Below are 15,330 nucleotides of genomic sequence, written 5' to 3' on the forward strand. Positions count from 1 at the left end.
AAATTCGTCAATTGCTGAAAAACCTGAAACGTGATGAGTCGGTAAGCCTTGGCCGCCGATTACTGAATCATGCTTTAGGGAATGGTCGAAAACTGTCTGATATTCCTGAAGAAAATATCAAACATGAGCTGGATCGCATGAAGCTGGCGACGCTGGATGATTTGCTGGCGGAAATTGGCTTGGGTAATGCAATGAGTGTGGTGGTAGCTAAAAACCTATTGGGTGACCCCTCCACGCTGGCGACTTCAGGTACACGCAACTTGGCCATCAAAGGCGCCGATGGCGTCCTGATTACCTTTGCCAAGTGCTGCCGTCCAATTCCGGGTGACCCTATTATTGCCCATATCAGCCCGGGCAAAGGCTTGGTTATCCATCATGAATCCTGCCGTAACATTCGTGGCTACCAGAAAGAGCCAGAGAAGTTTATGGCGGTTGAATGGGACCAAGAGACTGAGCAAGAGTTTATTGCTGAAATAAAAGTCGATATGTTCAACCAGCAAGGTGCCTTGGCGAATCTGACCGCAGCGATTAATGCGGCGGAATCTAATATTCAAAGCCTGAATACTGAAGAGAAAGATGGTCGGGTATACAGCGCCTTTATTCGCCTGACTACGCGTGACCGAGTCCATCTGGCTAACATTATGCGTAAAATTCGTATCATGCCAGATGTGGTCAAAGTCAGCCGTAACCGTAATTAACGCCGATGAATCCTCAACGCTATGCGCGGATTTGTGAAATGCTTGCAACCAGGCAGCCAGACTTAACGGTTTGCCTGGAAGAAGTACATAAACCTCATAATGTATCCGCGATTATTCGCACTGCTGATGCCGTCGGTATTCATCAGATTCATGCGATTTGGCCTACCCCTGCAATGTACACGCGGCTCTCTTCGGCGGCTGGTAGCAACAGCTGGGTTCAGGTTAAAACACACTCTCATATTACGGATGCCATTACGCATCTGAAGTCGCAAGGTATGCAAATACTCGCGACTCATCTCTCTGAGAAAGCAGTAGATTTCCGTGAGATTGATTATACTCGTCCCACCTGTATTTTAATGGGGCAGGAAAAAACGGGGATATCTAAAGAAGCGTTGGCAATGGCTGATAAAGATATCATTATTCCGATGATCGGGATGGTGCAATCACTGAATGTATCAGTCGCTTCGGCGCTAATTTTATATGAAGCGCAGCGGCAGCGGCAAAATGCCGGTATGTATCAGCGAACACAGAGTGTTTTATCTGAAGATGAGCAACAGCGGCTATTATTTGAAGGTGGCTACCCGGTACTGGCGCAAGTGGCTAAACGCAAAGGGCTTCCTCAACCCCACATTGATGAGCAGGGTCAGGTTATTGCCGATGCGCAATGGTGGTCTGCCATGCAATCCACGGAGTCTTAAATGAAAGGCCGCCTACTGGATGCCGTACCCCTCAGTACACTTTCCGGTGTTGGCGCAAGTCAGGCTGGAAAGCTGGCGAAGATGGGGCTGGAAACCATTCAAGATCTGTTGCTTCACCTTCCGTTACGTTATGAGGATCGCACCAGGTTATACCGAATTGGCGATCTGTTGCCCGGCCTTTCAGTCACAGTTGAGGGTGAAGTTCTCCGTTCGGATATCAGTTTTGGCCGCCGCCGCATGATGACCTGCCAAATCAGCGATGGTAGCGGTGTGCTCACCCTGCGCTTTTTCAACTTCAATGCCGCGATGAAAAACAGTTTATCTCCAGGCAAGCATGTGATTGCCTATGGTGAAGCTAAACGGGGTAATACCGGCCCGGAAATCATTCATCCAGAATATCGGGTGCACGGCGAAAATATCGGCGTTGAATTGCAGGAATCATTGACCCCCGTTTATCCCACCACGGAAGGTATTCGTCAGGCAACACTGCGTAAACTGATTGATCAAGCACTGGCGATGCTGGACTCCAGTGTTATTGCCGAATTGCTACCGATTGAATTGAGCCGCTCGCTGATCAGCTTGCCAGAAGCTATTCATACTTTGCATCGTCCACCAGCAGATATTCAACTAGCTGATTTAGAGCAGGGCAAACATCCCGCACAGCGGCGCTTAATAATGGAAGAGTTGCTCGCCCATAACCTCAGCATGCTGGCCGTCAGGGCGGGAGCACAGAGCTATCGGGCGCTGCCCTTATTGCCAGAAAAACTGTTGCCCGAAGAACAACTTAAACAACGTTTTCTTGCCGCACTGCCCTTCACGCCAACTCATGCCCAGCAGCGGGTCGTGGCGGAAATCGAGCAAGACATGACGAATAACTTCCCTATGATGCGGCTGATTCAAGGGGATGTGGGTTCTGGCAAAACACTGGTTGCCGCCCTGGCCGCACTGCGCGCTATTGCCCACGGTAAGCAGGTCGCGTTGATGGCCCCCACTGAGTTACTGGCCGAACAGCATGCCAATACTTTCCGCCAATGGCTGGAGCCGTTAGGGTTACAAGTCGGCTGGTTGGCCGGGAAACAAAAAGGCAAAGCGCGCCTGGCGCAACAAGAAGCAGTGGCCAGCGGCCAAGTCTCCATGGTCGTGGGGACTCATGCCATGTTTCAGGAACAAGTACAATTCTCGGGATTAGCACTGGTTATTATTGATGAGCAGCATCGTTTTGGTGTTCATCAGCGGCTCGCATTATGGGAAAAGGGCGAGGAGCAAGGCTTCCACCCACACCAGTTGATTATGACCGCGACACCCATTCCCCGAACATTGGCCATGACGGCCTATGCTGATCTTGATACTTCGGTAATCGACGAACTGCCACCGGGTAGAACTCCGGTCACGACAGTGGCAATCCCGGATACTCGCCGCAGCGATGTTATTCAACGGGTCAAAAACGCCTGTTTAGAAGAGGGGCGGCAGGCTTATTGGGTCTGTACCTTGATTGAAGAATCTGAACTGTTGGAAGCTCAGGCTGCGGAAGTCACCTGCGAGGAGCTTAAAATCGCCTTGCCGGAAATTAAAGTCGGTTTAGTTCACGGCCGAATGAAAGGGCCAGAAAAACAAGCAGTTATGTTAGCCTTTAAGCAAGGTGAATTGCAGTTACTGGTTGCTACCACGGTGATTGAAGTTGGGGTTGATGTTCCGAATGCCAGTTTGATGATAATCGATAATCCGGAGCGGTTAGGGTTAGCGCAATTGCACCAGTTGCGTGGCCGCGTGGGCCGTGGTGCCGTGGCCTCCCATTGTGTTCTGCTGTATAAAACGCCGCTGAGCAAAACGGCTCAAATGCGTTTGCAAGTGTTGCGCGACAGTAATGATGGTTTTGTTATTGCTCAGCGGGATTTGGAAATACGTGGCCCCGGCGAACTGTTAGGCACACGTCAGACGGGCAGTGCCGAGTTCAAAGTGGCTGATTTGCTGCGTGATCAGGCAATGATCCCAGAGGTACAGCGAGTGGCGCGTCACCTACATCAACAATATCCCGAACATGCACAGGCATTGATAGAACGCTGGCTACCCGAGCGAACGCGTTATACAAACGCTTGATAAGTAAGGGGCAGATCTTTCCACCCCTTAAACTATTACTCTACAACAGATTTACCCCACAATTGCTGGGAAGATGGGCAACAACAGATATAGCTTAATCACGATCACATTTACGATATCAATAAAGAACGCACCAACCATTGGCACCACTAAAAAGGCTAAATGTGATGGACCGAAACGGTCAGTAATGGCCTGCATATTGGCAATGGCGGTCGGTGTTGCACCTAAACCGAAACCACAATGCCCCGCCGCTAACACCGCCGCATCATAGTTTTTGCCCATCAACCGATAAGTGACGAAGATAGCGTACAGCGCCATCGCCAGGGCCTGTACCGACAAAATCACCAACATCGGCAATGCCAATGACGCTAACTCCCACAGTTTTAGACTCATCAAAGCCATTGCCAGGAACAGTGACAAACTGACATTACCCAGCACCGAGACTGCGCGATCAAACACTTTATAGAAGCCGATTGCCGACAATGAATTACTGAGAATAACTCCGACGAATAACACGCAGACAAAGGTGGGTAATTCAAACATCGTGCCCTGCAATCCGGCAGAAATCACTTGGCCAACCATGAGGCAAATCGCAATCATGGCGATGGTTTCGACCAATACCAATGAGGTTATCATGCGGCCAGTAGAGGGTTTTTCAAAAGCGGAAGGGACTTCGCTATCCTCTGGGGTACCATCCGGAGTGGAAGAGTGTTTTACCAAATAGCGAGCCACCGGGCCACCAATCAACCCACCCAGAACTAAACCAAATGTCGCGCAGGCCATTGCAACTTCGGTCGCATTTTCAAAGCCATAGCGCTCAACAAACACTTTACTCCACGCCGCCCCCGTGCCGTGCCCACCTGATAATGTAATTGAACCGGCTAATAAACCCATTAGCGGGTCCAACCCCATCAGTTTCGCGAGAGCAATACCAATCGCGTTCTGCATCAGTAGCAGGCCGACGACCACAAAGACAAACACACTCAAGGTCTTGCCACCGGCACGTAAACTGGCCAAGTTAGCATTCAGGCCAATTGTTGCAAAGAATGCCAGCATCAAGGGATCTTTCAGCGACATATCAAAACTGATTTCCCAACCGAGGGTTTTTTGCATCAGCAGCATCATAAAAGCCACCAGCAGACCACCTGCAACCGGTTCAGGAATGGTGTACTTTTTTAGAAAAGGGACAGTTTGTACAAGTTTTCGACCTAACAATAAAACCAGACAGGCCGCGACTAGCGTGCCATAGGTATCGAAGTGAAACATCTTGGTACTCCATGCGATTAAAATATCGAATAAAAATATGACGTTAGACAGTTCCTTAATAAACGCCAAACAGTAAGAAGAGGATTAGAAAAAAAAATCCGTCTAATGACAAGTTTAGTAAAAGAAAAATATGAACTCGCACCGGAGAAGAATATTTAAGAAAATGCAGCGCAACCGATTGCTTTTGTGAGGCGGATCATTAAAATGCCCTCTTTGCCGATCCGGGAATGCCACTCCATGTCTACGCAATCCGCCGAACTTGATACACCACAGCAGGCAACTCGCCCAAGCGAACTCATTTATCGTTTAGAAGACCGCCCTCCGATCGCCCAAACTCTGTTTGCCGCATGCCAACATTTATTGGCAATGTTTGTCGCGGTAATCACTCCCGGCCTGTTGATTTGTCAGGCGCTGGGGCTGCCAGCGGAAGATACTCAACGTATTATTAGCATGTCACTGTTTGCTTCTGGTCTGGCATCTCTGCTGCAAATTAAAACCTGGGGGCCGGTTGGCTCTGGCCTGTTATCCATTCAGGGCACCAGTTTTAATTTTGTTTCTCCCCTGATTATGGGTGGTTTGGCACTGAAAAATGGCGGCGCGGATATCCCGACCATGATGGCAGCCCTGTTCGGTACCTTGATGGTCGCATCTTGTACTGAAATTATATTGTCCCGTTTCCTGCATCTGGCGCGGCGCATTATCACCCCACTGGTATCCGGTATTGTGGTGATGATTATCGGCCTGTCATTGATTCAGGTTGGGCTGACATCTATTGGTGGCGGTTATGGTGCGATGAGCGACCATACATTTGGTTCACCTAAAAACCTCATGTTGGCGGGCGCAGTACTCGTGGTCATTATCTTATTAAACCGCCAGCGCAACCCGTATCTGCGTGTCGCCTCACTGGTTATCGCCATGGCGGTGGGTTATCTGTTAGCGTGGGCGCTGGGCATGCTGCCCGAAAGCCGCCCTGTCGTTGACACCGCACTGATCACTATCCCAACGCCGCTGTACTATGGCTTATCTTTTGACTGGAACCTATTGGTGCCATTAATGCTTATCTTCATGGTGACTTCACTTGAGACCATCGGGGATATCACGGCGACCTCGGATGTATCAGAACAACCGGTTCATGGCCCGCTGTATATGAAGCGCTTAAAAGGTGGTGTGTTGGCGAATGGTTTGAACTCCATGCTTTCCGCTGTGTTCAATACCTTCCCGAACTCCTGCTTTGGCCAGAATAATGGGGTTATTCAATTGACCGGCGTCGCCAGCCGCTATGTCGGTTTTGTTGTCGCACTGATGCTGATTGTACTGGGCTTGTTCCCGGCCGTTGCTGGGTTTGTACAACATATTCCAGAGCCGGTACTGGGTGGCGCAACTCTCGTGATGTTCGGCACCATTGCCGCTTCCGGTGTGCGTATCGTGTCACGCGAAACCCTGAATCGTCGCGCGATTATGATTATGGCGTTGTCATTAGCCGTCGGGATGGGTGTGGCACAGCAACCACTTATTCTGCAATTTGCACCAGATTGGATCAAAACCCTGCTTTCTTCCGGGATTGCAGCCGGTGGTATCACTGCCATCGTGCTTAACTTACTCTTCCCACAAGAAAAATAATTTTTGCGTTAACACGTCTTTGAAATGGCCGGTCGTCAATGACACCGGCCATTTTTTTATGCTCCGATGACTGATTGTCTATTGAGCTAATGGACAATTTGCGGCATAAACAGAGTTCCGTATACAGACAGGCGTGGAAATACCGGATGAAATTTCTCGGGAAAGTGCTGCTAACGTTATTATTGCTACTAGTGCTGTCGATAGTGCTGTGCTATGTACTGCTTCAGACCAATTGGGCTGCCGGTTGGCTAAGCCGCTGGGTGAGTGATAACAGCGAATATCGCCTCTCTCTGGGGAAAATAGATCACTCATGGTCCCAACCTGGGCAAGTCAGCTTTACTGATGTGACGCTAGGCCAGGCTAATCAACCCGCATTTCTTATTGCCCAGCAGGCGGTATTTGGTTTGAGTTGGCGACAACTAACCGAGCCTCGTCATCTTCTCAGCCTTAATTTGCAAAATGGGAGCTTAGCACTCAATAACAGCACCTCACCGCTCCCGTTGCAGGCCGATACTTTGAGGCTGACCAATATGGCGCTAACGACCACTATTGAACCGCAAAATAAGGCCGGTGAGTGGAAAGTGACAGGCCAGCAAGTCAATGGCGGCTTGATCCCTTGGCAACCACTGCCCGGCAATAGTTTGGGTGAAAATGCTCAATTTCAGTTTAGTGCTGGCTCTTTGACCATTAATGGCATCACAGCTGAAAAACTGTATCTACAAGGATCAATACAGAAAAACGCCCTGACTTTGAGTAATTTTGGGGCTGATATAGCGCAAGGGGAACTGACGGGGAATGCCAGTCAATCGGCGGATGGAAGTTGGCTGGTCGACCGCCTGCGTTTGAGTAATATCCGTCTGCAAACTCCCGCGACATTAGAAGATGTCTGGAATACCTTTTTACAACTTCCGCCCATTACACTGAAGCGGTTTGATTTAATTGATGCGCGTGTTGAAGGGAACAGCTGGGCATTTAATGATTTAGATCTCACACTGAAAAATATCACCTTTAAGCAAGGTAACTGGCAAAGTGATGAAGGCGAATTATCCCTTAATGCCGGTGACATTATTAAAGGTAATATTCATCTGATTGACCCTATCGCAACATTTACATTGTCACCGGCTGGGGTGGCAATTAACCAGTTATCCACTCGTTGGCAGGATGGTCTGTTAAGAACTCAGGGTAACTGGGCACGTGATAGCCACCGCCTACAACTCGATGAGCTAACACTGGTAGCACTGGTTTATACCCTCCCCGTAGACTGGAAACAGCAATGGCAGCAAACCCTGCCAAATTGGTTGTCTGAGGTCTATGTCAGTAAGTTGAGTGCTAACCGTAACTTATTGATTGATATCAGCCCGGACTTCCCGTTCCAAATTACATCGCTGGATGCCGCTGGGACGAGTTTACTGCTAGCCAAAAATCATCAGTGGGGAGTGTGGTCTGGCTCATTGATGCTAAATGCGGGTAATGCGACTTTTAATAAAAACGACGTCCGCCGGCCATCATTGGCTCTGAGCGCCAATGAACAGCAGATTACGGTTAGTGATTTAAGTGCGTTCACCAAAGAGGGGCTACTGGAAGCCACCGCCACTATTGATCAATCCCCCACCAGAGCGTTATCCCTTGCGCTAACAGGTCAGTCTGTCGACCTTAACCTTTTACAGAACTGGGGCTGGCCAGCCTTACCGCTATCAGGGCTTGGTAATCTGAAATTACGGATATCAGGTAATCTGACAGCAGATAAGCCATTGAAACCCACCATTAATGGCTCTCTACAAGCCACTGACAGCCACGGGCAGCAAGTTAATCAAATGATGCAACATGGCGAGGTGCATGGCGTAGCGGGGCAGTAAGCGAACATAAACAGTGCTTCCAAGCTTTGTCAGCAATGACTCTGAACACAAATCGCCGATGACGTGGAGTTTTAACGTCATCGGCGTAAGTCATCCCTCTACATAAGAGGAAAAGACTTAGAATATTCGAAGAAACTTTGAGGAACATAATTATTGATCTGATTTTCATAGCAATAATCCACTATCTGCTGTTTATTAGTGACATCTGCCTTCCGGTAAATATTTTGAATAATATTGCAAACTGTTCGGGGTGATAAGTGGAGTTTTTTCGCAATTTCTTTACTTGATAATGAATGTAAAATATAAAAAAGGACTTCCCATTCCCTTTTTGAAAAGAGATCAGATGGCGGGGTGAAAATAAGTGATGTTGGGACTTTTATTTTATTTAAACGAGTTAACACTATTTCAGTTACTGGTTTACCATGAAAAATAACCCCCTGAGATACACCATTCTCATCTATTAACGGGTATTTTTCGCTGAAATAAGGCTGAAAATAGGCACGTCCATTCCATGCATGTATTTCAATATTGGTAATACGATCCTGTAACAACTCTACTTTACGATCATGCTCTTGCCAAGCATCTTGAAACTCCGAGGTTGGTGAAGGAACTTCTCCATCAAATCTTCCTTCAAGGCTGTATTTATCAGGTAAGGCAAGTAATTTATGATAACTGGGATTTGCATAAATAAATCTTGATTGATTATCTCTTGCCCCCCAAGGTTCTGAACTGTGCTCCCAAAATCTTATCAATATTTCAAGTTGGTTCTTTAAGGTTTCATCCATTAAATTCTCCTATTATATTTAACTTATCCTTATATTAACGGAAAGGATCCTGAGTACTCAAAAAAGCTCTGTGGAATGTAATTGTTAATTTTATTCTCATAACAATAATCCACCATTTGCTGCCTACTAGATACGCCCATTTTATTATATATTTTCTGTGTGATGTTACCGACCGTCCTTGAAGATAAATGGAGTTTTTTCGCAATTTCCATACTTGATAATGAGTGTATAATATAAAACAACACCTCCCACTCTCTTTTTGAAAACAGGTCAGATGGCGGGGTAAATATAAGTGATGTGGGTACTTTTATCTTATTTAGATGGGTTAATATTATATCTTCTACCGGTCGACCATGACAAATGACACCTTGAGAGACTCCGTACTCATCCATCAATGGAAATTTATCAACAAAATAAGGTTGAAAATATGAATGCCCATCCCATGCATGTATTTCAACTGAGGTTATACGATCTTGTAATAGTTTAACTTTACGGTCATGATCCTGAAATTCAAGTTCGAATTCAGCGATGGGAGTAGGGAGTTCACCATCTGTTCGTCCTTCCATACTAAATTTATCAGGTAAAGCTAATAATCTATGTAATCGACTATTTGCATAAACATACCTTGATTGATTATCTTTTACCCCCCACGGTTCAGAACTGTGCTCCCAAAACCTTATTAGCATTTTAAGTGAATTAAAAAGTGATTCTTCCATTATATTTATCTCCTTTTTAGACTTTCCTTATTCTTCTAATAATGCTGCACCCACGATAATCGATAAATCTACTTGGCCATATTTCTTGTGGTGTGATACCTATCGCGTCTGCGATAATCATTTCACCCTTGGGCCATGGGCGAGTTAATGCGTTAGCCAGTGTTCCTGAGGATAAACCACTATCTCTTGATAATGCTGAAAGTGAGCCTTTCCTTTTACGTATAGCAGCTAATATTTCTTGTCTATGCCAGTCTTTATTCATTTAAATTCTCCTTGATCTATAAGGCTATCAATATCATTTAATTGTATAGCCTGTAAATTTTATTAAAATTAAAAAATCAATGCTGGGTGGCGAGTAATTAAATAACTATCCCCATGCGTAGTCTAGTGTATTATTTACTCTATTTACTACAGGATATATTAGGAAAGAATTTAAGAAATAAACCTGAAATCTTATGGAATTAGAAATGCATATATCATCATTTTTATTTCAACTAAAGAAAATAATATATAACGGCCAAAATTACCCGCTCATTGGCTATTAATGAACGGGCATGATGAAAGTTAGTTAACTCTATCACTCTCAGCATCAACGGGAAGGACCATATAAGTACCTGAAAATACAGCGCCAGCCTCTTCATTACCAAATAAATTTACATCTAATTGTACTCTGGCCCGGCGACCACGAGCCAATCTATCCAAATCGCCACTGAGCGAACTTAACTCTGCAACTGCTCTTGGTCGCCCGGTAACGGGGGCGCTGTAGCGAATATGGGCATCAGCAAGAATAATGGTGCCGCCTAAATGGCGCTCGCGCAGTAAGAGCCAAATTAGGCCCCAGCCCGTCAGTGTGGCCAATGAGAAAAGACTGCCTGCAAATAAAGTATGATGGGGATTCTGATTACCCGCTTCCGGCATGGTTGTGACAAAACGCTGCCCAGTATATTGACTAATGCGCACACCCATTTTTTCGCTCAATGGAATATGGTCGTACCAGGCTTGCTGCAACTGACCACACCAATCAGGGCGGTGCAAAATATCATCCATGGTCACAATGGGCTTAATCATTAAAAAATGACGAACAGGCGTGGTCTGCGGGGCGGTTATCTCCCCCTGACTGACAAAACCAAGCTTTGAGAAGAAATCGACTGCATCTTCACGAGCGCTACACACTACCCGCTTTACCCCTTCCTGACGCGCGACTGACTCTAATGTCATTGCAACTAACGTCCCTAACCCCTTTGCTCTGACTGACGGGTCTACCGCCAGAAAGCGAATAGCAGCCTCATTATCAGCATTTATATATAAACGGCCAATAGCGACAGGTTTACCCTGCTCATCCACCACCATTTGATGATGGGCCATTGCGTCATAAGCATCTTTTTCAGAACCTATCGGTTGATGCAGCGGCTTGCGTAACATTTCCCAACGGAATTGATAATAATCTTTAAGTTCTTGTTCTGTTGTGGGCACACGCAAGTGATACATAGCAGCATTCTCTCTTTAAAATTATCAATAAAATCTATACCTTAAATAATTCGAGTTGCAGGAAGGCGGCAATTGAGTAAGTCCCGATGAGTTGACACTAGTCAATGATTCGGGTGAACGAGAGCAGCCAACGCACATGCAGCTTGAAGTATGACGGGTATGTCATAACCCTCAGCTTTGGGGGATATCCCTGTATCTATACTTGCAGCCAGAATGTCACTGGGCCATCGTTGACCAAGCTAACTTTCATATCCGCTGCAAATAATCCCGTTTCAGTTTTTACACCACGCTCACTACACTGGGCAACAAAATACTCATAAAGCCGTGCAGCTTCTGCAGGAACTGCACCACGTGAAAAGCTCGGTCTCATCCCTTTTTGGGTATCGGCAACCAGTGTAAATTGTGAAACCACCAGCACGCTGCCCCCAACTTGCTGGACATTCAGATTCATTTTGTCGTTCTCATCACTAAAAATCCGATAACCCAGTACTTTTTCACATAAGCGCTGTGCTTTCTGCTCGGTATCCTCTTGTTCAACACCGAGTAATATCAACAACCCAGGCCCAATCTCACCCACCACTTCTCCATCAACCACGACATTGGCGCTAAGCGCCCGTTGAATCAACGCAATCATAATGCCTTACATCTCCTGACTATGACTCGGGGTCTTCTCTGTGATGGCCTGAAGGCGTTGCGCGCGATACTCACCCAAGGTGACAGTAATCTCCGCCCCCAACAACACAATGCACCAACTCCAATAAACCCAAAGAAACAAAATGGGGATAACAGCCAACACCCCGTATATCAGCTGATAAGACGGAAACAGCGTGATATACATCGTGAATCCTTTCTTACCCAGTTCGAAAAATAATGCGGCAACCAATGCGCCGATAATTGCATCTCGGGCAGGCACCCTAACGGTTGGCACTACACTGTACAATAACCAAAATGAAACCCAGGAAATCAGCAACGGAAATAGCCGCAGGGTTTCATCGATCATGCTGTCAACCTGGGCATTGGCCAGCCATTGCAATGACAGTAGATACGAGCTAATCACCATACTGGCCCCGACAAGAATTGGCCCTAATGTCAGTACCATCCAATAAACAGCAAATGAAAACACCAGTGACCGGCGAACCTTACTGCGCCAGATAATGTTGAGCACACTGTCGACGGAGTAAATGAGTAGCAGCGCTGTCACAATCAAGCCGCAGGTGCCCACCACAGTCATACGATTTGAGTTGGCAACAAATTGCTCAAGATAGTTTTGGATAATATCGCCAGTGGCAGGCATAAAATTGGCGAATATAAAGGCTTTCAATTTTATGCTGATATCAGCAAACATCGGAAAAGCCGCAAACAGAGCAAAAATCACCGTGACCAATGGCACGAGAGAAAGCAATGACACATACGCCAGATGCCCAGCCAGCATGGTTAGCCCGTCTTTATCTATTCGGGCGTAAAGCATTCGCCCGAACGTAATGTAGGGTTTTAAAGATGCAGATAAGCGAAAACGTAGAGAACTCGCCATGTTTATCTCTCAGTCAATACCGGTGTTTAGGCTCGGTTATGGGCTAGCGTGATGTTTAAGGCTAACCCATTAATGCCTCGAGTAAGAACTTATCAGGAAAAATAAGCTGGAATAACCTTTCGGTCGGTGACGTGGATACCTGTAATGCCCTCGATTCTGGCTGCAACAATATTCGCCTCAACATCATCAAAGAACACGGTTTGCTCTGCCGGAATGTTCTCCGCACTCAGTACATGTTGATAGATTCTGGCCTCAGGTTTGCGCATCCCCAAATCTTGGGATAGATACATATGATCCGCAGCAGCAGCAACCTCGGGGTAATGCTGTGGCCAATAATTGCAATGTAGGCGGTTAGTATTAGACAGCACAACCACTCGGTGCCCTTCAGCCCGCAACTTTTGCATGATCGTGATAACTTCAGGACGTAAAGCCACAAATACCGCCTGCCAACCTTCTGCAAACTGCTCAAAACTCAACGATAGCCCCATTTCGTCACTCAGCTGACGGGCAAAATCCTCATCGCTGATTTCACCGCGCTCATGCTGCTGGAAGACCTCCCCCATCGTAAAACGCTCACTCAGTGTTGCCAACGGAACACTGCTTAATTTACTCCAGACACCCAATACGCGTTTGAAGTCGATATCAACAATCACATTCCCTAGATCAAAGATATACAGCATGGCGCTCTCCCAATTAGATGGTGAGTTTTACTGTAACGGGAAAAAAGAAAACTGAACAGAGAGAGGGGGAAAAAGGAGGGGTCGGTCAGGAAAAATAATATTTTTACCGGAGGTAATTATAACAAACAGATTTCAAGTTGCAGGAAGGCGGCAAAAGAGAGAGACCCGATGAGCTTACTCGAGTAAGTGATTCGGGTGAACGAAAGCAGCCAACACATCTGCGGCTTGAAAGATGAGAACTCAGGGCGCTTTTCGCGCCCTAAGTATCAGTAGAACCAAGAAGAATTAACCTTCTTTAGGACCACGACCTGCACGCTTACGATCGTTTTCCGTCAAGTGACGCTTACGGATACGGATCGATTGCGGGGTAACTTCAACCAATTCATCGTCATCGATGAATTCCAGAGCCTGTTCCAGAGTTTTCTTCAGGAAAGGAACCAGAGTGGTTGCTTCGTCAGTACCCGATGCACGCATGTTGGTCAGTTGCTTACCCGTCAAGCAGTTTACAGTCAGGTCGTTAGAACGTGAGTGAATACCGATGATTTGGCCTTCATACACTTCAGTACCATGACCAATGAACAGCTTGCCGCGGTCTTGCAGTTTGAACAATGCGAACGCAACAGCTTTACCCTGGCCGTTAGAGATCAGTACGCCGTTTTGACGTTGGCCGATCTCGCCTGGACGCACATCATCATAGTGACTGAATGTGGAGTACAGCAGGCCAGTACCAGAAGTCATGGTCATGAATTCAGTACGGAAGCCAATCAGGCCACGGCTTGGGATCATATAATCCAGACGAATACGACCTTTGCCGTCCGGAACCATGTCCTTCACATCGCCTTTACGTTCACCCATGGCTTGCATGACAGAGCCCTGGTGCTGCTCTTCGATATCCAAAGTTACGCTTTCAAATGGTTCTTGATTGCGGCCGTCGATAACACGGTTGATAACTTTAGGACGAGATACAGCCAGTTCGAAACCTTCGCGACGCATGTTTTCGATCAGAACCGACAGGTGAAGTTCACCACGGCCAGATACGCGGAACGCATCAGAATCTTCAGTTTCTTCAACACGTAATGCTACGTTATGAATCAGCTCTTTGTTCAGGCGGTCAAGAATTTGACGTGAAGTCACGTACTTACCTTCTTTACCACAGAACGGAGAGGTGTTAACGCAGAAATACATGGTAACGGTTGGTTCATCAACAGACAGTGCTGGCAATGCTTCAACAGCATTAACGTCACAGATAGTGTCGGAGATGTTCAACTCGCCCAGACCAGTGATAGCCACGATATCGCCAGCTTCAGCTTCGGTAGCTTCGATACGTTCCAGACCCATGTGAGTCAGAACTTTACCGACTTTACCGTTACGCGTCTTGCCTTCGCTATCAATGATAGTCACTTGCTGGTTTGGCTTAACTTTACCGCGTTTGATACGACCGATGCCGATAACACCAACATAGTTGTTGTAATCCAACTGAGAGATCTGCATCTGGAACGGTGCTTCAACCTCAACTTGTGGTGGAGACACATGGTCAACGATGGCTTGATACAGCGGGGTCATGTCTTCCGCCATATCATTGTGGTCTTCGCCAGCAATACCCATCAATGCAGATGCATAAATGATAGGGAAGTCCAGTTGTTCGTCAGTGGCATCCAGGTTGACGAACAGGTCAAATACCTGATCCACAACCCAGTCAGGACGCGCGCCAGGACGGTCAACTTTGTTGATTACCACGATGGGCTTCAGACCGTTCGCAAAAGCTTTCTTGGTCACGAAACGGGTCTGCGGCATCGGGCCATCCATTGCGTCGACAACCAGCAGCACAGAGTCAACCATAGACATTACACGCTCAACTTCACCACCGAAATCGGCGTGTCCTGGGGTATCCACGA

Annotated in this window: 14 protein-coding genes; 5 read left to right on the top strand and 9 right to left on the bottom strand. The window is 46.9% G+C overall.

What is annotated here, in order from left to right:
• The 3 genes from ACNSO8_RS09940 to recG all read left to right on the top strand — a co-directional run.
• The coding region (locus tag ACNSO8_RS09940) for an ACT domain-containing protein (protein ID WP_418394500.1) at positions 1–698 on the top strand (698 nt) is incomplete at its 5' end.
• Between the two features lie 5 nt (positions 699–703).
• Positions 704–1,396 carry a tRNA (guanosine(18)-2'-O)-methyltransferase TrmH gene (trmH, locus tag ACNSO8_RS09945; RefSeq protein ID WP_418394501.1) on the top strand — a complete coding sequence of 231 codons (693 nt, stop codon included), beginning with the start codon at positions 704–706 and terminating at the stop codon, positions 1,394–1,396.
• Positions 1,397–3,493: an ATP-dependent DNA helicase RecG gene (recG, locus tag ACNSO8_RS09950; RefSeq protein WP_418394502.1), complete on the top strand. Its 2,097-nt coding sequence runs from the start codon at positions 1,397–1,399 to the stop codon at positions 3,491–3,493.
• 51 nt (positions 3,494–3,544) lie between these two features.
• On the opposite strand, the gene gltS is transcribed toward recG, so the two are convergent.
• A complete protein-coding gene (gene gltS / locus ACNSO8_RS09955) occupies positions 3,545–4,759 on the bottom strand; it encodes a sodium/glutamate symporter (RefSeq protein WP_418394503.1) in 1,215 nt (404 codons plus the stop codon).
• 237 nt (positions 4,760–4,996) lie between these two features.
• Here gltS and ACNSO8_RS09960 point away from each other — a divergent pair, with 237 nt between their 5' ends.
• Both ACNSO8_RS09960 and ACNSO8_RS09965 read left to right on the top strand, forming a co-directional pair.
• Positions 4,997–6,379 (top strand): uracil-xanthine permease family protein, encoded by a 1,383-nt coding sequence (locus ACNSO8_RS09960; protein WP_418394504.1) that lies wholly within the window; start codon positions 4,997–4,999, stop codon positions 6,377–6,379.
• Positions 6,380–6,525: 146 nt separating this feature from the next.
• The gene (locus tag ACNSO8_RS09965) at positions 6,526–8,235 is read left to right on the top strand and encodes an AsmA family protein (protein WP_418394505.1); all 1,710 of its coding nucleotides are present in this window, start codon (positions 6,526–6,528) and stop codon (positions 8,233–8,235) included.
• Between the two features lie 98 nt (positions 8,236–8,333).
• Here ACNSO8_RS09965 and ACNSO8_RS09970 read toward each other — a convergent pair whose 3' ends face one another.
• The 8 genes from ACNSO8_RS09970 to typA all read right to left on the bottom strand — a co-directional run.
• Entirely contained in the window at positions 8,334–9,020 is a 687-nt protein-coding gene (locus tag ACNSO8_RS09970) for a helix-turn-helix transcriptional regulator (protein ID WP_418394506.1), read from the bottom strand.
• 29 nt (positions 9,021–9,049) lie between these two features.
• Complete coding sequence (locus ACNSO8_RS09975) at positions 9,050–9,736, bottom strand: helix-turn-helix transcriptional regulator (protein WP_418394507.1); 687 nt, start codon at positions 9,734–9,736, stop codon at positions 9,050–9,052.
• 16 nt (positions 9,737–9,752) lie between these two features.
• Entirely contained in the window at positions 9,753–9,998 is a 246-nt protein-coding gene (locus ACNSO8_RS09980) for a helix-turn-helix domain-containing protein (RefSeq protein ID WP_418394508.1), read from the bottom strand.
• A 302-nt stretch (positions 9,999–10,300) separates the two neighbouring features.
• Positions 10,301–11,224 (bottom strand): fatty acid biosynthesis protein FabY, encoded by a 924-nt coding sequence (fabY, locus tag ACNSO8_RS09985; protein ID WP_418394509.1) that lies wholly within the window; start codon positions 11,222–11,224, stop codon positions 10,301–10,303.
• A 196-nt stretch (positions 11,225–11,420) separates the two neighbouring features.
• On the bottom strand, positions 11,421–11,858 hold the full coding sequence (dtd, locus tag ACNSO8_RS09990; RefSeq protein WP_418394510.1) for a D-aminoacyl-tRNA deacylase: 438 nt from the start codon (positions 11,856–11,858) through the stop codon (positions 11,421–11,423).
• 6 nt (positions 11,859–11,864) lie between these two features.
• Complete coding sequence (locus ACNSO8_RS09995; RefSeq protein ID WP_418394511.1) at positions 11,865–12,755, bottom strand: virulence factor BrkB family protein; 891 nt, start codon at positions 12,753–12,755, stop codon at positions 11,865–11,867.
• A gap of 92 nt (positions 12,756–12,847) precedes the next feature.
• The gene (gene yihX / locus ACNSO8_RS10000; protein ID WP_418394512.1) at positions 12,848–13,435 is read right to left on the bottom strand and encodes a glucose-1-phosphatase; all 588 of its coding nucleotides are present in this window, start codon (positions 13,433–13,435) and stop codon (positions 12,848–12,850) included.
• A gap of 285 nt (positions 13,436–13,720) precedes the next feature.
• A partial coding sequence (gene typA, locus ACNSO8_RS10005; protein WP_418394513.1) for a translational GTPase TypA occupies positions 13,721–15,330 on the bottom strand: 1,610 nt, incomplete at its 5' end.

The organism is Yersinia sp. LJYL362, assembly GCF_048323875.1.